This window comes from Alginatibacterium sediminis (genome assembly GCF_003610775.1).
Lineage (GTDB): Bacteria > Pseudomonadota > Gammaproteobacteria > Enterobacterales > Celerinatantimonadaceae > Alginatibacterium > Alginatibacterium sediminis.
On sequence record NZ_RAQO01000006.1, the window covers coordinates 280,196 to 302,052 of the forward strand.

Genomic DNA, 21,857 nt, shown 5'->3' on the forward strand with positions numbered 1-21,857 from the left:
ACGCTCAGTATTAAGGGATTTTGGCAAGCCGTCTGCCGCTGTAGAATTTAAGGTATCTAATAATAACGTAGAGTAACATTGCGCTAGCAATGGCAAGTTCCAACCAGTATAGAGCTTGAATAATACCCAAAGCCGTTGAGCTAGTCTCCATGGTTTGCATGTAAGTATGTAGCTTTATAAGTGCGGTGGCACTCACGACCAATGGGAAGGTAAACGCAGCTACGGCGGGTGTGAAGTCCAGTTTTATCAATTCAAATAGGGCGATGTAGACCGCAATGGTCATTGAAATTGCGATGACGCTTAAACCAAGTATTAGGCCGTTGTTTAACTCTAAACCTGAGTCCAAGAAGCCGGCTAGTATTAAGCTGGCTGGGGTTGCCATAATCGCAAGGATAGGCCGCTGTGCAATGGGGAGTTGTTGGCTTTTTAGTCTCAGCATGATCAACGGTAGTAACAAGGCATATGCCAACAGGGCTCCATACAAAATTAAAGTCAAAAGCAAATTTGGCAAGGGAACTGGACTGACCAAGACTAACAGCACAAATCCTATTGGCGGTATAAACCAGCAGGGAATCATTTGAGCAAAGCTAAAGTCTTTCCACCTGCTCGCAATAAATCCAATGGACAAAGCAAGTTGTAGGCAAAAGGCTAGCACATTTAGGCTAAGTGCAAGTCCTAAATGGTAATCTGCGATAGACGCATTGATCACCATTATTGCCATGGTGATAACCGGTAACATGGCGCCAGCTACAGGATTTTTTAACTCATTAAGTAAAAGGGAAGGGCTAAGTACAAACTTTAATACGACTGGTAAAAGAACCAGCAAGGCTAATAAGGCGGATAAATGTTGGACCACACTGTCACTTGGTATAATGGCTTCCCAAGTTAAACCTAAGCTTGCAATCGCTAGTGCTAAACCTGATTGCGGGCTTGGCACCGAACTTAGTTTGTGTCTTAGCGATTTCATGATTATTAATTCCTAGCTTAGTAACGTGGCAATTTAGTTTTAGGGCTCAATGATGCGATCTGATACTAACGCAATAAGGGGTCAAAAATCATGATGTAAACATGTTACGGATTGTAAATCCTAAAGAGCGTTTTCCAAATCCTCACCATTGATGAACGCTGCCATCCCAATTGTAGAAGGTGCCATTACGCTCGGAGGTCAAACCTTGGATAAGTTTTACAATACCTGTAACGCTTTGCTCAACCGTTAGCTCTGCGTTATCACCGCCCATATCGGTTTTTACCCATCCCGGATGAATAGGGTTAACACAAAAGCCTAATGGTCCAAGTTCTTGAGACAAAGTGTGCATCACTTTATTGGTTGCCGCTTTCGAGCTTCGATAAGCGTACATACCTGTTCCTGTATGACTCAGCGCTCCCATTTGGCTAGAGACGGTGATTATCCGCGGATTGGCGCTTTGCTTTAAATTGGGGATAAATGCCCGACTCACAAGGAAAGGGGAAATGGTGTTTACTTCAAAAACTTTTAACCATTGCTGCGGGTCACTATCATCTAGATTTTGATGTTCATCGCCTTTGATACCGGCATTGTTGATCAGAATGTCCAAGCGGGTCGCTTTAAGTTGCTCTTGTAGTGACGCAATGGCCTCTGGGTCGGTGACTTCTAAGGGGTAAAGGCTTAATTCGCCAGTTGCTTTTAAAGCCTCAAGTGCCGCACTGGCTTGTCCGCGATAGGTAGCAATAACACGAGAGCCAAGGTGCAAAAACTGACGGCTTAGCTCTAGTCCGATCCCGCGTGAAGCGCCTGTAATTAAAACTGTTTCCATTTACTGTTCAACCCAGAAAGTCCCATTTAAGTCCCTTTAATTTAGCATTCATCATCTAAAAAGTAAGGGCTTGTTTAAATCTAAAAGATAAGGAAGTTCTATGTTTTGCTATTTGGAGATATGCGATCAATAAAGCGCGACTAGAGTGCCGCGCCATAATATTTTTCGTTGGTTTAGCTTGGGAATGCGAACTGTGCTGACTCACGAAGGCTAGACGACGGCCAGCGTTGGGTAATGGTTTTTTTGCGCGTGTAAAAGCGCACCGCATCCGGACCATAGGCATTTAGATCGCCAAATAAAGACTGTTTCCAGCCGCCGAAACTATGGCTGGCAACCGGTACGGGTAAAGGCACGTTAATACCAACCATACCTACTTCAACATGATCGCTAAAATAACGAGCGGCTTCACCGTCGCGGGTGAAAATACATGTGCCATTGCCATAAGGGTGCGCCGCGATAACTTGCATGGCTTGCTCTAAGCTTTGACAACGTAACACTAATAAAACGGGTCCGAATATCTCTTCTTGGTAGCTAAGCATATCCGCGCTGACGTGGTCAATTAAAGTGCCACCAACATAGTAGCCGCTTGACGGCCCATTGACGGGGGTGTTTCGGCCATCAATGAGTAAGCTTGCACCATCGTCAGCAGCACTTTGAATAAGCTGTTCTACTTTTTGTAGATGCGCAGCACTGATCACGGGTCCAAAATCGTTGCTATCGTGCTCAAAAGATCCCACTTTTAATTGGGGGATTTTTTTGAGTAAACTTGAGACTAACTGTTCTGCGCATTCATCCCCAACGGTCACCGCAACTGAAATTGCCATACAGCGCTCGCCCGATGAGCCAAATGCTGCACCTAATAAGGCATTGCTAGCGTTTTCAATATCGGCATCGGGCATTACAATAGCGTGGTTTTTCGCCCCTCCCAATGCCTGGCAGCGTTTGCCGTTTGCATTGGCTTGTTGATAAATACTTTTAGCGATAGGCGTAGAACCAACAAAGCTCACTGCTTTGACGCGGTCATCTTTTAGTAGCGATTCAACCGCATATTGATCGCCATTGATTACATTTAGGACACCCTTAGGTAATCCGGCTTCACTAAGTAACTGGGCTATAAATAGCGCCGCGCTAGGGTTTTTTTCAGAGGGTTTTAAGATGAAGGTATTGCCGCAGGCGATGGCCATCGGATACATCCACAAGGGCACCATGGCAGGAAAGTTGAACGGAGTGATCCCGGCTACAACGCCTAAGGGCTGTAGTTCTGTCCAAGTGTCGATGCTAGGCCCAGCATTTTTACTGTATTCGCCTTTGAGTAACTCTGGTACGTAACAAGCATACTCAATATTCTCAATGCCGCGAGCTATCTCACCTTTTGCGTCATGAGAAATTTTACCGTGCTCTTTGCCAATAAGTTCAATAATGGTAGCACTATGCAGTTCGACCAGTTCTTTGAACTTGCTCATAATCCGGGCGCGCTTAACTGGTTCGGTATTGCGCCAAGCAGGAAAGGCCTTGCTAGCGGCTTCAAGTGCTAATTCTAGCTCTTTTTCACCGGCCAATAAAACTTGCCCTGCAACTTCGCCGATTGACGGATTGTAGATCTGGCTAGAGCTTTCACCAGTGTTTACGGACTCGCCGTCGATAAAATGTCCAATTTGATACATCGTTGTATTCCTTAGGTAAGTGCGATTTCTTGCAGCGATTCGCCGATAGCGTTAATGACGTCATCAATTTCTTGTTCAGTGCTAATAAAAGGCAAGCCCAATTGCAAAGTATCAGCCCCATAACGAACATAAAAGCCTTTTTCCCAGCAGCGCATGGCGACTAAAAAAGGTCTTAAAGCAGGCTCGTTGGGCGCCGACTCCAAGGTTAAAGCGCCGGCAAAGCCGAAGTTTCGAATATCAGTCACATAGGGCATGCCTTTAAGTTGATGCAGTGTGTTTTCGAAGCTTGGCGATAGCGAAGCTACCCGCTCAATGGCTTGTTCTTGCTCCAAAAGATCGAGCGTTGCCATACCTGCGGCGCAGGCCAAAGGATGACCTGAGTAGGTATAACCGTGGGGTAATTCTATGAGATAGTCCTTACTAGGACTGTCCATGAAGGTTTGATAAATGTCGCTGCTGGTAACTACTGCGCCCATAGGCACAGCCCCATTGGTCATTTGTTTTGCGATATTCATCATATCGGGTACGACATCAAATGCCTCTGCACCAGTTTTGGCCCCCATACGACCAAAGGCAGTAATCACCTCATCAAAAATCAGCAAAATATTGTGTTCGCGACAAATTTGAGAAATACGCTGTAAGTAGCCTTTTGGTGGTGGTATTACTCCAGCCGATCCAGACAGCGGCTCTATGATCACCGCTGCAATATTGCTGGCGTCGTGCAGAGTAATCAACTCTAAAAGTTGCTCGGCGAGATGCGCTCCACTGCTTGGTTGCCCACGACTAAAAAGGTTTTCATCAAGTTGGGTATGATTTAGGTGGTCTGCGTCGATGCCTTGCCCATACATGGCACGATTCGCGCCAATACCACCAACACTAAAGCCGCCAAAGTTTACCCCGTGGTAGCCTTTAATTCGTCCAATAAACTTGGTTTTACTTGAGATACCTTTTGCGCGCCAGTAGGCTCGAGCCATTTTGAGTGAGGTGTCTGCTGCCTCTGAACCTGAGCCGGTAAAAAATACGTGTTTTAGCCCTGTGGGCATAAAATCAACCAAACGCTCAGCAAATTTAAACGCCATAGGATGCCCATATTGGAATCCTGGTGCGTAGTCTAGTTCTTGGCTTTGTTGATAAATGGCTTCGCTTATTTTGGCATTGCCATGCCCCAAACCACAGGTCCAAAGCCCGCTAAGCCCATCAAATATTTTCCGTCCGCGGTCGTCAGTAAAATAGGCGCCTTTGGCTTGGGTAATGATACGCGGGTTTTTCTTAAACTCGCGATTGGCGGTATAGGGCATCCACCAACTATCGAGTTGTCGCTGAGTAAGTGTCGACATAGCTTGCTTCTCCCAAGGCTTACGAGGCATCTCGATAAGGGTTACGAGGATCTTCAGTCCAATTCATTGGCTCTAAACCAGTGTCTTGAACTTCCATTTTGATACAGCCTTCGATTGGGCATGAGATCTCACAAAGATTACAACCGACGCATTTTGCATCGATAACTTCAAAGCTGTTGGTTCCATCATCATGCGACTTGATGTCTATCGCTTGGTGCGAGGTGTCTTCGCAACCGATGTAGCAACGGCCGCACCCGGTGCATTTGTCCTGGTCAATTTTAGCGACAACTTTGTAGTTCATATTCAGATACTTCCAGTCGGTAGTGTTTGGCACTGCCAGTCCCTGAAAGTCTTGAATAGATTCATAGCCTTTGCTATCCATCCAATTGGATAAACCGCTTTTCATCTCTTTTACAATGCGAAAGCCATAAACCATGGCCGCGGTACAGACCTGCACACTACCTGACCCTAAGGCTATAAATTCGGCAGCATCTCGCCAATTGCCAATACCTCCAATTCCGGAAATTGGTAGTCCATAGGTTTGCGGGTCGCGGGCAATCTCGCCCACCATGTTTAGAGCGATTGGCTTCACTGCAGGGCCGCAGTATCCGCCGTGAGTACTTTTCCCATCAACGATAGGGCGTGCAACCATATCGTCGAGGTCGATCCCGGTAATAGAGTTGATGGTATTAATGAGAGATACGGCGTCGGCACCACCAGTTTTTGCTGCGCGCGCGGCTACCCGTATATCGGTTATATTAGGTGTAAGTTTTACGATGACCGGTAAGCGACTATAGGTTTTACACCAGCGGGTTACCATTTCGACGTACTCGGGTACTTGACCCACCGCTGCACCCATGCCGCGCTCGGGCATACCGTGAGGGCAACCAAAGTTTAGCTCTAAGCCATCGGCCCCGGTTTGTTCAACTTGTTTAACAATCTTTTTCCAGCTTTCTTCCTCGCATTGCACCATCAACGATACAACCACGGCGCGATCAGGCCAGCTCTTCTTAACCGCCTCGATTTCTCGTAGATTCACTTCTAGGCTGCGGTCCGTGATGAGCTCAATGTTGTTAAATCCGGAAACTTCACCATTTGCGTCAAATACGGCGGAATAACGTGACGACACGTTTACCGCAGCTGGGTCTTCACCAAGGGTTTTCCAAACCACACCTCCCCAACCAGCCTCAAAAGCACGTTCTACGTTATAGGCTTTATCTGTCGGTGGAGCGGAAGCTAACCAAAATGGATTAGGTGCTTTGATTCCTGCGAATTCGATTGATAGATCAGCCATGTTAGTGCTCCTGTAGTGGGTTTAAGTATTGGTGAATGGCATGTGCGGCCAACTTGCCTTGTTGTACGGCTTCTACGGTTAAGTCTTGTCCGATATGGGTGCAATCCCCACCTGCAAACACACCGTCTATACTGGTAAGTTGGTTCTTAAAGGTGGAAATTTTCCCATTGCTTAGTGTCGGAATTGTATCTTGCAGTTTAGGAAAACTCATTGATTGCCCTACGGCCTTATAGACTGCTTCGCATGCAATGTCGTAGTGAATTTCGCTATCTTGTAGTTGTCCCTCAACAGCCTTTGTCTTAACGAAACTAAGGCTTTTTAACTGTCCTGAATCATCCACATTGATTGAAGTCGGACGACTCCAGGTTTTTATCTGTACCTGGTGGTTTTTAGCTATCTGTTGTTCGTGTTCAGTGGCGCTCATGTGCTCAACACCACGTCGATAAACCAAAGTGACTTCTTCGGTGCCCAAACGTTTTAGCTGGCAGGCCATATCAATTGCAGTGTTACCAGCGCCGATCACGATTGCACTGTGCTTGGGAATGTTAAGTTGGTTTATGTCCTGAGCTTGGCGAAGCTCACTAATAAAGTCGATAGCGTCATGTACCTGAGGGTGCTGCTCGTTTTCAAGCATTAGGGGTTTGGCTTCTTGAAGGCCAATAGCTAAAAATACGGCATCGAACTGAGACTTGAGTTCACTTAACTGTATATCGCGGCCCAATGCTGTTTGCGTATGTAGTTTGATACCACCAATAGAAAGAATAAAGTCGACTTCTTGTTGGGCAAAATTTTCAGTTATTTTGTATTTGGCAATACCGTATTCGTTTAGACCGCCAGCTTTGGATTGGGACTCAAAAATTTCTACATCATGACCCATTTTGGCAAGGCGGTGGGCGCAGCTCAAACCTGCGGGTCCAGCCCCTACAACTGCGATGCGTTTGCCACTTAATTGGTCGCGCTTAAATGGATGCCCAACAAAACTGGCGTTATCGGTTGCATGACGCTGAAGTTGACCAATTTTCACCGGATCGGCTTCATCTTCAAGGTTGCGTACGCAGGCCTGCTCACAAAGGATTTCTGTGGGACAAACGCGTGCACAGCTACCACCTAAAATGTTTTCTTCGTAAATGGTGAGTGCGGCTCCGCTAAGGTCATCACTTGCGATACTAGCGATAAAGCTTGGGATGTTTATTTTGGATGGACAAGCTTTGATACATGGTGCGTCAAAGCAATAATAGCAACGCGAGCTTTCAATCCCTGCTTGGCGAGCACTTAAGGCAGGATTTATGTCGTTAAACATCTCGTCTAGCGCGAGTTGTTGCGGTGTATACTTCCCAGTTATCGAGGTCATAAAGCGTTTAACTCCTAAGTTGCGCACGCTTGGCGTGTTTATTGATTACTACTTAAGAGGTGCAAAAGGCAGGCCATGGTTTAACCGATCGGTCAATAGATTTTGATTTTTGTTGTTCATATTCTCAGCAAAGCCAGTAGGCAAGGGCTTGGGAAAGAATTATTTTTAAAATTTAAGCGTTACAGCGGGCCTTTTATTAACCTTCTCAGGCAAGTTTTATGCAACAATAACGCACTAATATGAGGCTTAAGCTGCATTTGAGTGCACAGGAAAACTGCGACGAAATGGCAAACTCTATAAGTGAAACAAAGAATAAAAGAAGAAAACTAGTTGATATCCGTCATGACAATCTTCAGCAAATCATGTCCGTTGCTGAACAATTGTTTGCCCAGCGAGGTTATAGCGGAACGACTATTTCAGCGATCGCTCAAAGCGCTAATTTGCCTAAAGCAAATGTGTTGTATTATTTCAAAAGCAAAGAGGCGCTGTATAAGGCAGTTCTCGAACATATGCTAGTGGTGTGGATGAAACACATGGATGAAATGACGAGTGATCAACATCCGCGTGACGCCCTTCGTAACTACATCGTGCAGAAGATTAAGCAATCCAAAGACTCTCCAAACGGTTCCAAAATTTTTGCAGCAGAGATCTTACATGGTGCACCTTTCCTGCGTGAGCAATTGGAAACACAACTTAAGCAACAATTTGAAAGCACCTGTCAGGTGTTTAGAGATTGGATTGCTAAACAGTGGATGGATCCAATTAGCCCAGAGCACCTACTGTTTTTGCTGTGGTCTTCAACCCAAGCTTACGCGGATTTCAGTTTGCAAAGCAGTGTGTTGATGGATAAATCTAAGTTGGATGACAGCGATTACGAAGCCGGAATTGAATTAATAACCCGTTTAGTGCTAAAGGGCTGTGGTATTAGTCAAATATAAAGCCTGCGCACATGATTGTATGCAGGCTCTATGCAAGTTTGGCACTCTCTTGTTTATGCTGTCGATTCAACAACAGCCATGCTTAACATTGCATTTAGTAACACAGAGCATCCTGCCTCGCATTCCTCAGGGGTGGTGCTTTCGATTTCATTGTGACTGATCCCATTTAAACACGGGGTGAAAATCATGCTGGTGGGTGCGAAATCAGATACATAACAAGCATCGTGGCCGGCACCGGCGATGATAGGCATGTGGCTATAACCTAGTTGTTTGGTGGCCAGGCTCACCGCGGCTATACAATCCTTGTCAAAGGCAATCGGCTCATAATACCAGATTGGTTCAAGTTCGATGCTTACGCCGGTTTGTTGCTCAATAGCGGCTATTGCTGCACTTAGCTCGTAATCCATGGCGCTAAGGGCGTCATCATTTTCATGCCTTAAGTCAATACTGAGCTCAATTTCTCCAGGGATCGTATTTCGAGAGTTTGGTTTTACTTGAACAAAACCAACAGTGCCGCAGCCCGGTGGATGTGCTTTGGCGATCGATTCAATTTTCTGAATGAGTTCAGAGGCGGCTACTAAGGCATCTTTTCGTAGATGCATGGGCGTAGTTCCTGCATGCGATTCTCTACCGATACAAGTTGCGTTATACCAGCGTTGCCCTTGTCCTCCAGTGACCACACCAATTTGTTTTTCTTCAGCTTCTAGGTAGGGGCCTTGTTCAATGTGAGTTTCGAAAAAAGCATGATACTTTCGCCCGCTTATTGGAGCATCGCCGGCAAAGCCAATGCGCTGTAATTCATCGCCTAAGCGAATTCCGTCCACATCTACTGAGTCGAGGATTTCTTGTAGAGTAAATCGTCCTGAGACAACCCCTGATCCCATCATCGCCGGAGCAAAACGGGAACCCTCTTCATTGGTCCAAACCGAAATTTCTATAGGGTGACGCGTTACAATGCCATGGTCATTCATAGACCGAATCACCTCTAGTCCTGAGAGCACACCAAATACTCCGTCGAACTTACCACCAGAAGGCTGGGTGTCCAAATGACTCCCGGTTCCTACTGGGGCTAGGCTCATATCTGTACCAGGTCGGGTGGCACTAATATTACCAATTTGATCGACGGTTACAGTACAACCCGCTTCTTCTGCCCAGCTTATATAAAGTTCGCGACTCTGCTTATCAAGGTCGGTTAGCGCTAGCCTGCGGCAACCCCCTTTAGCAGTGGCTCCGATTTTAGCCATTTCCATGAGGCTGTCCCAGAGGCGTTCACCATTAATCGAGAAAGTTTGCATAGCAGTTCCTTTTTGAGTCGTTCAAGTCAAGATTTACTAGCGAATACTGATGCAATCTTCTGACCGTTTGGACAGCGCATTTTTGTTTTCACCCTAAGTTGCTAATTTAAAAGGAATTGATGTGTTTTTAAGCTTGTTTACAAATACTCTTACGCGTAGTTATATCGATAGGCTGCACGAAAATGGTGAGAAAGTGCCCACAAATAGGTAGTTAACTTCTCTGTGTGCTTACTAACGTATGTCTGTATTCGCTTCTATTTATCACAATATTTCTATGTGAAGCCCGCTGTCATTGGGTTTAAAGCAATTTTTACTAAATCGATTGTCCTCTTGGTCAATTAATTGCATTGGCTTGTACATCAGCGTTTCCATATTTGTGGGCTCGCCATTTTGAACAAGTTGTGGTTTTCGATAGGAGTAGTGGAATGGGTTTACTGATTAAAGGCGGAACTGTAGTCAATGCGGATCGTAGTTTCAAAGCCGACGTCTATTGTGAAAATGGATTGATAACTCAAGTTGGCGAAAACCTACAAGTTGAAGCGGAATGTGAAATTGTAGATGCGAGTGGCAAACTTGTGATGCCTGGTGGCATAGACCCACATACGCATATGCAATTGCCGTTTATGGGAACCGTAGCCAGTGAAGACTTCTTTACCGGAACATCCGCCGCTTTAGCTGGTGGCACCACCATGATTATCGATTTCGTTATCCCAAATCCACAACAATCACTAGTGGAAGCATATGAGACCTGGAAACAATGGGCCGCTCGTAGCGTTGCTGATTACTCATTTCATGTTGCCGTTACTTGGTGGGATGACAGTGTAGCAAAAGATATGGAGTACTTAGTCGAGCAAGAAGGGGTGAATAGTTTTAAGCATTTTATGGCTTATAAAAACGCAATAATGGCCGAAGATGAAACCCTAGTTAATAGTTTCAATCGATGTTTAGAATTGGGAGCGATGCCAACTGTACATGCTGAAAATGGCGAACTGGTAGCACATTTGCAGGCGAAATTATTGGCGCAGGGCATCACTGGACCGGAAGCTCATCCTCTGTCACGTCCAAGCCAAGTTGAAGGTGAAGCGGCTAATCGCGCTATCCGCATTGCTCAGTCCTTAGGTGTTCCGCTGTATCTTGTTCATGTTTCGTGTAAAGAGGCGGTTGATGAAATAGCTCGCGCCCGCCAAGAAGGTCAGCGTGTATACGGAGAATGCTTAGCAGGTCATTTGGAACTTGATGACAGTGTCTATCAGGATAAAGACTGGGGCAGGGCTGCCGCTCATGTGATGAGTCCTCCATTTCGGCCTAAAGGCCATCAAGAAGTGCTGTGGAAAGCCCTGCAAGGCGGAACGCTTCAGACCACGGCAACCGATCATTGTTGTTTCTGCGCCGACCAAAAAGCAGCGGGTAAAGACAACTTTACTTTGATTCCGAACGGAACGGCTGGGGTTGAGGATCGTTTAATGGTGTTGTGGGATTCTGGGGTTAACAAAGGCCGATTAACGGCCAATGAGTTTGTTGCAGTTGCGTCTACCAATAGCGCCAAAATTTTCAATATCTATCCGCGTAAGGGACATATAGCAATAGGTTCTGATGCTGACATCGTTGTCTGGGATGCGGGTCTTGAGCACACCATTTCTGCAAAAACTCATCATCAGAATGTTGATTTCAATATCTTTGAAGGTCGCACAGTCAAAGGTGCTCCTGCCTATACCATAAGCCAAGGCAAGCTGGTCTACGCCAATGGTGAACTTAATGTCGTGGAAGGTGCGGGAAGCTATGTAAAAAGGCCGGCTTACCCCACAATTTTTGAAGCTGTTGAGCGTTACAACGCAGAGCAAATTCCGACAGCGGTTCAGCGTTAGTTGCTAAATAAATCAATACAAAAGGTAGAGCTATGCTAGCTGTTCATGAAAGCGAAGATTTTGAGCAACTTAATGTATTACGTTCGAGTCGTCGTCAGATGATTGGGATTGAAGATTTGTCTTTGGTCTTTCCAAGCGCTGATGGTGATGTACATGCATTGAGCCACATTAATTTGAGCATAAAACAAGGTGACTTTGTTTCGTTTATCGGTCCTTCGGGTTGCGGAAAAACCACATTGCTACGTGTCATAGCCGATCTGGAAAAACAGACCGAAGGCAATATTTTGGTTGACGGTACCAGTCCTGAAGATGCGCGTCTTAATCGACTTTATGGCTACGTATTTCAAGCACCGGCCTTACTACCTTGGCGCAGTATTTATGACAATTGTGCATTGCCGATGGAGATTTCCGGACGCAGTGGCCCACACCAGGCAGAGCAAATCGATAAGTACCTAAAAATGGTTGGCTTACAAGACTTCCATAATAAGTACCCTTGGCAGTTGTCAGGTGGTATGCAACAGCGAGCGTCAATTGCGAGAGCTTTGTGTATTGAACCTGAATTATTGCTGATGGATGAACCCTTTGGCGCTTTAGATGAGATTACTCGCGACCACATGAATATGGAATTGTTGCAAATTTGGCAGCAAACGCAAAAGACAGTGGTATTTGTAACCCATTCGATAGCAGAAGCGGTGTTGTTATCAACGCATATTGTAGTGATGTCGCCTAGACCGGGGCGAATAGCCAAAATTATCCAAAGTCCTTTACCAAGAGTTAAAACCTTAGCGCTACGCGATGATGAGCGCTTTCACGCTCTAGCGGGCGAAATTCGTGATGCTTTGGCGCAAGACCATGCCATTGATTAACCAAGGAGAATGAGTCCTATGTCATCAACGATAAGCACTAAGCCTTGGTTTGCCTTACTAAGCTTTATCATCGGTATTGTGGTTATTTGGTACCTTGCTGCACTGCTTATGAATGGCAAGCAACTGATAAATACCTTGGAGCGTAAAAAGCAAGACTGGACCTATACCCAAGTGGCGTCGCAAGCGTACCAAATACCACGTCCAATGTTGCCTGCGCCACATCAAGTAGCAGCACAGTTAAATAAGTCGGTGTTTCAAGTTGCAATTGATTCCAAACGTTCGCTGATTTACCACACTGGAATCACATTGCAATCAACCTTATTAGGCTTCGTATTGGGTGCGATTTTAGGAATTTTGATTGCGGTTGGAATTGTTCATAACCGAACTTTGGAGTCAAGTTTAATGCCTTGGGTTATTGCTTCGCAAACCATCCCTATCTTGGCGATTGCCCCGATAATTGTGGTGGTACTAGGGGCTCTCAATATGACGGGAGTCTTTCCTAAAGCGGTTATCTCAATGTACTTGTCATTTTTCCCAGTGACGATTGCCATGGTGAAAGGTCTACGTTCATCTGACGTGATGCATATGGAGTTGATGAGAACGTATAACGCAACTCAAACCCAATTGTTTTGGAAGTTGCGGTGGTTTAGTGCTCAACCCTACCTGTTTTCAAGTTTAAAAGTCGCGATTGCTGCAGCATTAGTTGGCGCTGTTGTGGCCGAGTTACCCACTGGGGCTCAAGGTGGATTAGGGTCGCGCCTACTGAGTGGTTCTTATTATGGTCAAACCGAACAAATCTGGGCCGCGCTGCTAATGGCTGCGTTGTTGGGTTCCGTGTTGGTCTTTGTGGTAGGTCTTGCTGAGCGAGTCATTCTTAGCCAAAGAGGCAATGCCAATGCGTAAATCAATGCTTAATATGCTCGCCTTTTTAGTTTTTTCTTTGCAGTTTTTGTTGGCGTTTAATTTAACTGACGGCAGCTATTTACAGTCGCCTAGTTATCTTTTTTTGTTAGTTGCAGCGTTGATTTCGGCAATTCGCTTAATGACTGAAATGACCGCTTATGTCGATGCTAAACCGAATGCGGGTTCAGGATTAAAAGCGGTTGTTCCCAGCATTTTCGCGATGATGCTGGTCATGCTGTGGCAAAGTCTGGTGCTTGGTTTTGCTGTCTCCCCCGTATTGTTACCCTCGATAAAATCGATAGTCATCAGCTTTGTAAATAATCTGCCCCTACTTTGGGCTGACTTTCAGCAAACTTATTTGAAAGCGGTACTCGCTGGTTATGTTTTAGGGTGTAGTTCAGGTTTCATCGTGGCGCAATTAGCGTCTAAGAGCTTATTTTTACGCAATGGTTTACTGCCACTAGGTAATTTTATGTCTGCGATTCCGATTGTTGGGATCGCCCCGATTATGGTGATGTGGTTTGGTTTTGATTGGCAATCCAAGGCCGCTGTTATTGTGGTTATGACTTTCTTCCCGATGTTTATTAATACCTTAGCTGGGCTTCAGTCAGTTGACCACTTGCACCAAGACTTACTGCATACCTATGGGGCTAGTTCGAATCAACGCTTCGTCAAATGTCAGTTCTTTTATGCGCTGCCGTTTGTGTTTAATGCACTCAAGCTCAACTCAACGTTGGCTCTGATCGGCGCAATTGTGGCTGAGTTCTTCGGTACGCCAATCGTTGGTATGGGATTTAGAATTTCAACTGAGGTAGGTCGGATGAATATGGATATGGTGTGGGCCACGATTCTTGTGGCGGCACTTGCTGGTTCACTGAGCTATGGATTGCTGGCTTTGTTAGAAAAGCGATTGTTATTTTGGCATCCATCTGTTCGCTAGTTTTTACATCAACAGTACGTTTATTTTGCACATGGAAAATCAAGAGGGAACTTATGATGAATAAAACGTTTAAAACCTGGGCAATAGCCGCGTGTGTTGCGAGTAGCAGCTTTTATGCATCGGCATCGCAGCCACTAACTTTGCAACTTAAGTGGGTCACTCAAGCGCAGTTCGCTGGGTATTATGTTGCTTTAGATAAGGGGTACTATGAAGAAGCAGGGATTGATTTAACCATTAAACCAGGTGGTCCTGATATTGCGCCGGCGCAAGTGTTAGCCGGTGGAGGGGCTGATGTCATTGTCGATTGGCTTCCATCAGCCTTGGCAATTCGTGAAAAAGGTTTACCCATGGTCAATATTGCGCAAATCTATGCGAAATCGGGCTTAATGCTGACTTGCTTGAAATCAAGTGGCATAAAAACACCTCAGGACTTTGCCGGGCATACCTTAGGCGTGTGGTTTTCAGGTAATGAGTATCCATTCCTAAGTTGGATGTCTAAACTTGGTTACGATACGACCGGTGGTGATGGTGTAACCGTGCTTAAGCAAGGCTTTAACGTCGACCCGCTGTTCCAAGGGCAGGCGGATTGTATTTCAACGATGACTTACAACGAATATGGCCAAGTGCTTGATGGTGGTATGAGTGATGATGAGTTGGTCTTGTTTAAGTATGAAGACGAAGGGGTTGCGACCTTGGAAGATGGCTTATACGTGCTTGAAGATGCGTTGGCAGATCCTGCTAAAGTTGAGCTTTATGCTAAGTTCTTAAAAGCTTCTATCAAAGGTTGGGAGTGGGCTGCTGAAAATCCACAAGCAGCGGGTGAACTCATCTTAGAATATGATGATACAGGTGCTCAAACTGAGGCTCATCAGGTTCGTATGATGAGTGAAATAGCAAAACTACTCGGTGGTAGCCCTGAAGGAATAGGTTATTTGCAACCCGAAGCCTTTGAGCGCACCGTTAGTGTACTGCTTGATAGCGAAGGAACTCCAGTGATTACCCAAAAACCTGAAGGTGCTTATTCGCATTTAGTATTCGATAAAATGAACGCACTTTAAGTATCAATGTAGTCATAAAGTAGCTTAATCTTTACCTTAATATGCTTTAAAACAGAGAACCCCGGCTTTAGTCGGGGTTCTTTGTTTGCGATACCCGATTGAGAAAATATAGGTTTAACTTATAAAGCTTGCATTTGAACGGCGCTGCTAGCGCCTTTATCTATGTTGTTATTAATCCGCCTTTCCCTGTTTACATCGTTTAAGCCTGATGTTTGGGCATCGCATAGCTATAGTTATTTGCTCAACCCGCATTCCCAAGTTACGCCAGTCAAGGCTTGCAAATAGATGCTCTTGTGATGCGAGTCCTTATCAAAATGGACTGGAATAGCTTGATGCTGCCAAGCAATAGAAGTACAGCTAATGATTGATCCATATCAATAAAAGGTCACTGATTTGGTTTTCTACGAGATATAAAGCCTCAGATCATTGTTCTTAAGATAAATATAAACTAAGTTGCAAATATAAATGAAAATCAATGTCATTTAGCTTTGCTTCAGTTTCTGATCTTCGCACTGTAGGCACAGTGACTTTTAAATGTTTGACACTTTGAGAGGGCAATATGAGCCAATCAATTCTAAACCTGCTACCCAGCAAGTTGATGCAATTATTCCAAGCCTGCGATGTTGAAACCAACATTGAAGGTGGCGATAAGTCCTTATTCGAGGCGCAATTAAATAGGGCTTATACCATAAAAGCCGTTGAGTCTACGGATAAGGAGATTGTTGATTTCCTATTCACGCTAGGTTGTTACAAAGGTGAAAGTGTTAGCGTTATTTCCGTTTTATCAGACACTTATGTCATTGCCGTCAAAGATGCTCGCTACAGCATTGACGCCGACTTATCGAAAGCCATTTTGCTGTTTTAGTGTGCAGGCATTATCGAACTAATTTAAAACTTTATCAGGGAGGAGATAACCTTGAAAATTGCATTAGCTGGGAACCCAAATAGCGGTAAAACAACGCTTTTCAACGCGATTACAGGAAAAATTGAGCGCGTTGGTAATTGGGCTGGCGTCACCATCAGTAAGAAGGAAGGGCCAATAAAGCCCGCGATAAGTAAATCAGACTCACAAATCATTGCTGTCGATTTACCTGGCGCTTATTCGATGTCGCCGTTCACTTCAGAAGAAACGATAACCCGTAACTACGTCAAATCAGCGCAAGCCGATGTGATTATCAACGTTGTAGATTCTACCAATTTAAGTCGAAGCTTGTTTTTTACCACTCAGCTTCTACAGCTTGGTATACCGCTTGTTGTTGCCTTAAACAAAACTGATATCAGTAACAAACGGAAAACAGAAATTGACCTAAATCAGCTCAGTGAGGTTCTCGGGTGTCCAGTTGTAGAGACGACCGCCACTAGCGGCAACTTTAATGGCTTGGAGGCATTAATTGCAACCGCAATTGAGCTTGATGGTCATCAACAATCCGCGCCTTTTAGCGATGTTGGTATTGACCTCAAAAATCCAGAATCAGTTCGTTCATTTGATACGAAACGCTTTGATTTTGTAAAAGCGCTTGTGTCTAGAACAGTAACGCGACCGATCGAAAGTAACATTCAAACATTTCAAGACAAAGCTGATCGAATTTTAGCTCACAAATGGCTAGGGCTACCCATATTTGCAGTGATTATGTGGGCAGTTTTCTCTATTTCGCAAACCCACGTGGGTCCAGTACTGGCTGACGTATTCGTCGGGTGGATTGATAGCTTATACGCTTTGGTTGAAACACTAATGGGCGATGAAGTCTCGCCTTTGCTCAGTGCATTACTATTGGATGGGATCATTGGCGGCGTAGGTGCTGTCATTGGTTTTTTACCGCTGATTATGGTGCTATTTTTCTTGCTAGCATTACTCGAAGACAGTGGGTATATGGCCCGCGTTGCGGTGATCATGGATCGCTTTTTCAAAAAAGTTGGGCTTTCAGGTAAATCAATCATCCCAATGGTAATAGGCACTGGTTGTGCGATTCCGGGGATCATGGCAACACGAACGATTCAGAATCAACGCCAGCGCCGCACAACGGCGATGTTGACGCCATTTATCCCTTGTGGTGCGAAGTTACCTGTTATTGCATTGTTTGCTGGCGTCTTTTTTGAAAACGCTGCTTGGGTTGGAACCAGCATGTATTTTGCCGGAATCGCTCTGATAATTTTTGGCGCGCTAATGGTTGTAAGAATTACCGGCGAGAAAGGCTCGCGCTCATTTTTTATTCTCGAGTTGCCTGAATACCGCATCCCTAGTGTGAAACGTGCTGTCGTATCAACACTTTCGCGTGCTAAAGCATTTGTTATAAAAGCAGCAACTATTATTTTGGTGTGTAACGCTGTTGTTCAGATTATGCAAACCTTTAACTGGCAATTTGAGGTTGTCGCTGAGGGAGCTGCTGATACTAGTATTCTGGCTGGGATTGCAACGCCATTCGCGTTTATATTGATCCCGCTTGGCTTTGGGGTATGGCAATTAGCCGCTGCGGCTATTACCGGCTTTATCGCAAAAGAAAATGTTGTTGGTACTTTGGCTGTCGTTTATGGGATCACTAACTTTATTGATACAGAAGAATTAGCCTTGGTATCCGGAGGAGCAGACGTTGCTTCAATCATGGGACTATCTTCTGTTGCTGCTTTATCCTATCTCGTTTTCAATCTTTTCACACCGCCATGTTTTGCCGCAATAGGCGCGATGAACGCAGAGCTTGAGAACAAAAAGTGGTTATGGGGAGGCGTAGCATTTCAGTTTGGTGTTGGTTACGTCGTCGCGTTTATGACCTATCAAATCGGAACGCTTTTGGTTACTGGCTTACTTGGCCAAGGGTTTATATATGGCCTGATAGCATCGCTCATTTTAGTTGGGATCCTTGTTTACTTCGTTAGAAAAGGTGGCGAAGACGAAGAGCAAAAACTTGAACTAAGTGCCGCGTAGGAGAAAGCTATGACAAATATAGTAGTAGCGTTCACTATCCTAGTTATTCTCTCACTATCGGTGATGCGGATTTTAAGTGACAAACGCAAAGGTAAAAGCTGTACCGGTTGCGCAGAAGGTGGTTCGTGTTCAACAAAACCAATACAAGATACGGGTAAACATTCGATTGATAAGCGCATAAAGATCAAACAACTTACCTAAATACTGCCAGTCACAGCCCATGCTTTAGCAAACGATGGGCTGTGATAAGTTGCCTCGATTGGCAACAACCAAAAGGATTGATGTCATCACAATGGAACACGAGTATTTTGTACTTGCAAGAGCGCTACATGTTGTTGCAGTTGTATTATGGATAGGTGGCGTTGCCTTTGTCACTACCGTTCTAATACCCGCCATTCGAAGCTCTCAAAGTGCTCAAAACCGGATACTTATTTTTGAACAGCTAGAAGGAAAATTTAGCTTTCAAGCCAAGCTAACAACCCAACTTACTGCAGCCACTGGTTTCTATATGCTGTATGTCATGAATGGGTGGTCAACCATGTCATGGTGGCTTGTGTTGATGATCGTAATATGGGCAATTTTCACGCTAGTACTGTTTGTTCTAGAGCCGCTATTTTTACATCGATGGTTTCATCAACAAGCGAACCAAAATAACGAAAGGGCATTTAAATTTTTGCAAATAATGCATACCGTTTTGCTATCGATTAGCCTCGTTGCTGTATTTTGTGGGGTTGCTGGGGTACACGGGCTGTTTTACTAACGTTTTAAAGGCTCAATAATTGGCTAGCAATGCCAAGATTTACCCATACAGAGCCTGTTGTTTAGGTGACTTATTATTTCATTCCAAAACCATTTCCAATCACTGCCAGTCTAGATGTTCCCATGGTCGACATTTATTTTATATTTTCGAAAAAGAGGGGCGTCATTACATTGGACATTCAATGTAATGAACGCATGGCCTGTTGTATTGCCCACGTTGTTAGTCTGTTCACAAACCGATGTATTAATGAGTCTAAGAAATTAGCTTACATTTTTGGCTGCTAATTTTTAGGCCTTTAAAAGGCAACAGTATCGTGTGAATCAGCATTAATCGTTGCAATACCAACTTTGTTGAATGATAATGATTTTCATTCGTGATGGTAAGGGGAGAGAACATGAATACGTGGAAAGAGGTCATGGGAATCGGGAATCATTTTTTAAATCAGCAAAATTGGGCCGAGGCTGAGCGACATTTTGAGGAAGCCATCTATATGCTAGAAGAAATTCTTTCCAAAAATCCAAGATGTGTGGCGTCTATTCAAGGTTGGATCGGTGCGCATCATAACTTGGCAGAAATGTTTCAAAATGTTGGAAAGTTGGAAGACGCGCAGCGTTGTTTACTGATACCGCACCAATCGATGTTGCACGTATATAACCATAACAAAGATCCCGACTTGCAGTTAATAGCGCTAAGCGCAATTAAAATCACCTTAACGCCGCTATTGAAGTTCGCCTCGCTTTATCCACCATGTGAATCATGTTTAGAGCAACTGGAGTTACAAGCACAACTAGCTTATCGAGATGAACCGACTTACCACTGATCTCCTCATGTACAGAAGGTGGGGTTTATTCTCTAGGGTTTTAATGAGCCTTAGTATCTTAATTTCGATGGTTTCCCCAGTCCCAGTCAGTTGATAGTGAATGTCGTTAAAGTGGTTTATCGATTGCTAAAAGTAGGGCCATTGCTTGTATTGTCGCAGCTTACTAGGACACATCATGAAGCGCCACTATCTATTGGCTACTATGGTGTATGGGTCTATGCGACTGCATGGTTTGAGTGTGGCACGACTAACAGTTTTAATCCGCTAGCCATGCCAATGCCAGATTACATGAAACTAGGCAAAATTAGGCCAAGCATCAAATGCCTGCTTTTCGAACTGCATGCTTCCATCTTGGTCTTGGTAAATGTTGATCCAGGCTTGCCAATTTTCGTAATCGATATCAGGATAATCGAGACGATAGTGACTACAACGACTTTCTTTGCGCATGATTGATGCTTTTAGCTTCATTTCGGCGGTGATAATCATGTTCTCTGTTTCATGTGCCAAGCGAAGTTTGTGCAAGTCATCAGCCATAAGCATCGGTACATGGTGGTCACGCAGTTCACTAATATAAGCCATGGCTGCGCTAAGTAAGCTTTCTTTTTTAACGTACAACACGAAATTGGGGATCATAATACCCTGCAGTACTTGGGTGACCCAGGCGGGGCTATAGCCTTTTTTGCGTAGCATTGGTGCTAAAATTTGATGTTCAATCTGCTCAAGCGAGGCTTGGCTTACCGCGTCAATTTCCAGAGCTAAGCTGGCTTTTGCCGCGGCCTCTCCCGAAATAGCACCTTGGACAGCGCTACCCGCTAATGACGACCCAATTTGAGTATAAATACCGCCTGACATATAGCTTCCTAATGCATCACCTGCGGCATATAAGCCGGGCAGGGTGCTTAAACCCGCTTCGTCGATGGGTACTAAACCTTCTGATTTATGAATGGCCATACCCGCGGTTGACCCACCAACTTGCTCGCCACCCATTCCAGGTGGGCCGTCATGACCTTTACTGCGAAACATCGAGAGTATTCCGCTTTCTTGTGGTGGTGGTTTGGGTTTATCAGTTTCTCGAAAAGCGGTGGGTGTATAAGGGCCTTGAGGATACGTAACATTGCTTGTGCCAGCTTGATTTGGGGCAGAACCTGGCCCCATGGTTACCGGAGCCCCTTGCGTATACGCTTGATAGTTACTATCGACACCTAAGTGATGGTTTACTTGCACGCCGGTGAGACCTGGCTTTTCTTCAATCTGTCCGCGCCAGTTGTCATAACAAGAACCTGAATTTTCTGCAGAACCTGGATGGCCATCATTCCATTCTTTGCCTGTTACTTTGGCGCCAGCTTTATAGGCCATAATAGTGCCGTCATGGCTCAAATCACACACTGGAAATCCGCTCGGTTTAAAGCCACCAGATCCAGTGCATAAAACCACAGATTTGGAATGAAAGTGAATAATCTTTTTCTCATTCAGGCTAAAACCAGAGGCGCCGACCACGCGGCCTTTATCTTTAAGTAGGTGCGTAATCATGATGCGCTCTGATACCGGAATATTGCGCTCGTTGATTGGCCGCATAAACGAGGTATTGCACAAAGCGGAGTCGAAAAAACCCCATTGTTTTAGTTCTTGAACGCGGTCGTAAGAATGCAGCGCAAGTTGGCGGGTAAACACCGGGTTGTTGGTTTGAATCGCTGACTCTGACACTTGGGCGACAAATTCATCAATGCTGACTTCACTGGTGGCTTTGTCATAGCAAAAAATGCCCTTGGCAAACGGGGTAAGCCCTGAGCTTCCAACACGACCTTTAGAAACAAGCATCACTTTGGCACCGGCATCATGGGCTTTCACCGCGCAAAACAGACCGGCCATGCCGCCGCCTATAACGAGCACATCGGTATGTTGGTTCTCTATTGTAAAATCACTGGCTTGAGTATCACTTGGATTTTCTATGGTTTCAGCACCTAATGGAATCGAAGCGAGTGCGGATGCGCCAATGACGCCACCGGCTACGCCGATAAACTGGCGGCGTGAAAGTTCTATATTGTCTTGCATA

The 21,857-nt window shown here is 45.0% G+C and carries 19 protein-coding genes; 11 read left to right on the forward strand and 8 right to left on the reverse strand.

Going from position 1 to position 21,857, the window contains the following annotated elements; genetic code table 11:
• Positions 1-10: 10 nt before the first annotated feature.
• The 6 genes from DBZ36_RS12060 to DBZ36_RS12085 all read right to left on the reverse strand — a co-directional run bounded on the left by DBZ36_RS12060 (position 11) and on the right by DBZ36_RS12085 (position 7,439).
• Positions 11-967 (reverse strand): SLAC1 family transporter, encoded by a 957-nt coding sequence (locus tag DBZ36_RS12060; RefSeq protein ID WP_120355201.1) that lies wholly within the window; start codon positions 965-967, stop codon positions 11-13.
• A 142-nt stretch (positions 968-1,109) separates the two neighbouring features.
• Positions 1,110-1,793: an SDR family oxidoreductase gene (locus DBZ36_RS12065; protein WP_120355202.1), complete on the reverse strand. Its 684-nt coding sequence runs from the start codon at positions 1,791-1,793 to the stop codon at positions 1,110-1,112.
• 173 nt (positions 1,794-1,966) lie between these two features.
• Positions 1,967-3,457, reverse strand: a complete 1,491-nt coding sequence (locus DBZ36_RS12070) for a CoA-acylating methylmalonate-semialdehyde dehydrogenase (RefSeq protein WP_120355203.1) — start codon at positions 3,455-3,457, stop codon at positions 1,967-1,969.
• 11 nt (positions 3,458-3,468) lie between these two features.
• Complete coding sequence (locus tag DBZ36_RS12075; protein ID WP_199711852.1) at positions 3,469-4,794, reverse strand: aspartate aminotransferase family protein; 1,326 nt, start codon at positions 4,792-4,794, stop codon at positions 3,469-3,471.
• Positions 4,795-4,813: 19 nt separating this feature from the next.
• Positions 4,814-6,088: an NAD-dependent dihydropyrimidine dehydrogenase subunit PreA gene (gene preA, locus DBZ36_RS12080; protein ID WP_120355205.1), complete on the reverse strand. Its 1,275-nt coding sequence runs from the start codon at positions 6,086-6,088 to the stop codon at positions 4,814-4,816.
• A 1-nt stretch (position 6,089) separates the two neighbouring features.
• Positions 6,090-7,439 (reverse strand): NAD(P)-dependent oxidoreductase, encoded by a 1,350-nt coding sequence (locus DBZ36_RS12085; RefSeq protein WP_120355206.1) that lies wholly within the window; start codon positions 7,437-7,439, stop codon positions 6,090-6,092.
• 284 nt (positions 7,440-7,723) lie between these two features.
• On the opposite strand from DBZ36_RS12085, the gene DBZ36_RS12090 reads away from it, so the two are divergent.
• Positions 7,724-8,377 (forward strand): TetR/AcrR family transcriptional regulator, encoded by a 654-nt coding sequence (locus tag DBZ36_RS12090; RefSeq protein WP_120355207.1) that lies wholly within the window; start codon positions 7,724-7,726, stop codon positions 8,375-8,377.
• Between the two features lie 53 nt (positions 8,378-8,430).
• On the opposite strand, the gene DBZ36_RS12095 is transcribed toward DBZ36_RS12090, so the two are convergent.
• Positions 8,431-9,672 (reverse strand): Zn-dependent hydrolase, encoded by a 1,242-nt coding sequence (locus DBZ36_RS12095; RefSeq protein WP_120355208.1) that lies wholly within the window; start codon positions 9,670-9,672, stop codon positions 8,431-8,433.
• 425 nt (positions 9,673-10,097) lie between these two features.
• On the opposite strand from DBZ36_RS12095, the gene hydA reads away from it, so the two are divergent.
• From hydA to DBZ36_RS12145, 10 genes are all read left to right on the forward strand, one after another.
• Positions 10,098-11,537 (forward strand): dihydropyrimidinase, encoded by a 1,440-nt coding sequence (gene hydA / locus DBZ36_RS12100; protein ID WP_120355209.1) that lies wholly within the window; start codon positions 10,098-10,100, stop codon positions 11,535-11,537.
• Between the two features lie 32 nt (positions 11,538-11,569).
• Positions 11,570-12,403, forward strand: coding sequence for an ABC transporter ATP-binding protein (locus DBZ36_RS12105; protein ID WP_120355210.1), 834 nt, complete (start codon positions 11,570-11,572; stop codon positions 12,401-12,403).
• A gap of 18 nt (positions 12,404-12,421) precedes the next feature.
• A complete protein-coding gene (locus DBZ36_RS12110; protein WP_120355211.1) occupies positions 12,422-13,306 on the forward strand; it encodes an ABC transporter permease in 885 nt (294 codons plus the stop codon).
• Positions 13,299-14,246, forward strand: a complete 948-nt coding sequence (locus DBZ36_RS12115) for an ABC transporter permease (RefSeq protein ID WP_120355212.1) — start codon at positions 13,299-13,301, stop codon at positions 14,244-14,246. Before DBZ36_RS12110 ends, DBZ36_RS12115 begins: the two co-directional genes overlap by 8 nt.
• A gap of 56 nt (positions 14,247-14,302) precedes the next feature.
• Positions 14,303-15,304 (forward strand): ABC transporter substrate-binding protein, encoded by a 1,002-nt coding sequence (locus DBZ36_RS12120; RefSeq protein WP_199711853.1) that lies wholly within the window; start codon positions 14,303-14,305, stop codon positions 15,302-15,304.
• Between the two features lie 559 nt (positions 15,305-15,863).
• Positions 15,864-16,169 (forward strand): FeoA family protein, encoded by a 306-nt coding sequence (locus DBZ36_RS12125; RefSeq protein ID WP_199711854.1) that lies wholly within the window; start codon positions 15,864-15,866, stop codon positions 16,167-16,169.
• A gap of 51 nt (positions 16,170-16,220) precedes the next feature.
• Positions 16,221-18,224 carry a ferrous iron transporter B gene (gene feoB / locus DBZ36_RS12130; protein WP_120355214.1) on the forward strand — a complete coding sequence of 668 codons (2,004 nt, stop codon included), beginning with the start codon at positions 16,221-16,223 and terminating at the stop codon, positions 18,222-18,224.
• A 9-nt stretch (positions 18,225-18,233) separates the two neighbouring features.
• Positions 18,234-18,425, forward strand: coding sequence for a FeoB-associated Cys-rich membrane protein (locus DBZ36_RS12135; RefSeq protein WP_120355215.1), 192 nt, complete (start codon positions 18,234-18,236; stop codon positions 18,423-18,425).
• Between the two features lie 91 nt (positions 18,426-18,516).
• Positions 18,517-18,984 (forward strand): hypothetical protein, encoded by a 468-nt coding sequence (locus DBZ36_RS12140; protein WP_120355216.1) that lies wholly within the window; start codon positions 18,517-18,519, stop codon positions 18,982-18,984.
• A gap of 394 nt (positions 18,985-19,378) precedes the next feature.
• Positions 19,379-19,804 (forward strand): tetratricopeptide repeat protein, encoded by a 426-nt coding sequence (locus DBZ36_RS12145; protein ID WP_158589091.1) that lies wholly within the window; start codon positions 19,379-19,381, stop codon positions 19,802-19,804.
• A 294-nt stretch (positions 19,805-20,098) separates the two neighbouring features.
• Here DBZ36_RS12145 and DBZ36_RS12150 read toward each other — a convergent pair whose 3' ends face one another.
• Entirely contained in the window at positions 20,099-21,856 is a 1,758-nt protein-coding gene (locus DBZ36_RS12150; RefSeq protein WP_120355218.1) for an FAD-dependent oxidoreductase, read from the reverse strand.
• Between the last annotated feature and the right edge of the window lies 1 nt (position 21,857).

Excerpts from the sequence above, each read along its gene's own strand:
- DBZ36_RS12135 (WP_120355215.1), top strand. The coding sequence starts at position 18,234 with ATGACAAATATAGTAGTAGCGTTCACTATCCTAGTTATTCTCTCACTA.
- DBZ36_RS12095 (WP_120355208.1), bottom strand. The coding sequence starts at position 9,672 with ATGCAAACTTTCTCGATTAATGGTGAACGCCTCTGGGACAGCCTCATG.
- DBZ36_RS12145 (WP_158589091.1), top strand. The coding sequence starts at position 19,379 with ATGAATACGTGGAAAGAGGTCATGGGAATCGGGAATCATTTTTTAAAT.
- DBZ36_RS12140 (WP_120355216.1), top strand. The coding sequence starts at position 18,517 with ATGGAACACGAGTATTTTGTACTTGCAAGAGCGCTACATGTTGTTGCA.
- DBZ36_RS12075 (WP_199711852.1), bottom strand. The coding sequence starts at position 4,794 with ATGTCGACACTTACTCAGCGACAACTCGATAGTTGGTGGATGCCCTAT.
- DBZ36_RS12090 (WP_120355207.1), top strand. The coding sequence starts at position 7,724 with ATGGCAAACTCTATAAGTGAAACAAAGAATAAAAGAAGAAAACTAGTT.
- DBZ36_RS12125 (WP_199711854.1), top strand. The coding sequence starts at position 15,864 with ATGAGCCAATCAATTCTAAACCTGCTACCCAGCAAGTTGATGCAATTA.
- preA (WP_120355205.1), bottom strand. The coding sequence starts at position 6,088 with ATGGCTGATCTATCAATCGAATTCGCAGGAATCAAAGCACCTAATCCA.
- DBZ36_RS12120 (WP_199711853.1), top strand. The coding sequence starts at position 14,303 with ATGAATAAAACGTTTAAAACCTGGGCAATAGCCGCGTGTGTTGCGAGT.
- DBZ36_RS12105 (WP_120355210.1), top strand. The coding sequence starts at position 11,570 with ATGCTAGCTGTTCATGAAAGCGAAGATTTTGAGCAACTTAATGTATTA.
- DBZ36_RS12150 (WP_120355218.1), bottom strand. The coding sequence starts at position 21,856 with ATGCAAGACAATATAGAACTTTCACGCCGCCAGTTTATCGGCGTAGCC.
- DBZ36_RS12085 (WP_120355206.1), bottom strand. The coding sequence starts at position 7,439 with ATGACCTCGATAACTGGGAAGTATACACCGCAACAACTCGCGCTAGAC.
- hydA (WP_120355209.1), top strand. The coding sequence starts at position 10,098 with ATGGGTTTACTGATTAAAGGCGGAACTGTAGTCAATGCGGATCGTAGT.
- DBZ36_RS12110 (WP_120355211.1), top strand. The coding sequence starts at position 12,422 with ATGTCATCAACGATAAGCACTAAGCCTTGGTTTGCCTTACTAAGCTTT.
- DBZ36_RS12115 (WP_120355212.1), top strand. The coding sequence starts at position 13,299 with ATGCGTAAATCAATGCTTAATATGCTCGCCTTTTTAGTTTTTTCTTTG.
- DBZ36_RS12070 (WP_120355203.1), bottom strand. The coding sequence starts at position 3,457 with ATGTATCAAATTGGACATTTTATCGACGGCGAGTCCGTAAACACTGGT.
- DBZ36_RS12065 (WP_120355202.1), bottom strand. The coding sequence starts at position 1,793 with ATGGAAACAGTTTTAATTACAGGCGCTTCACGCGGGATCGGACTAGAG.
- DBZ36_RS12060 (WP_120355201.1), bottom strand. The coding sequence starts at position 967 with ATGAAATCGCTAAGACACAAACTAAGTTCGGTGCCAAGCCCGCAATCA.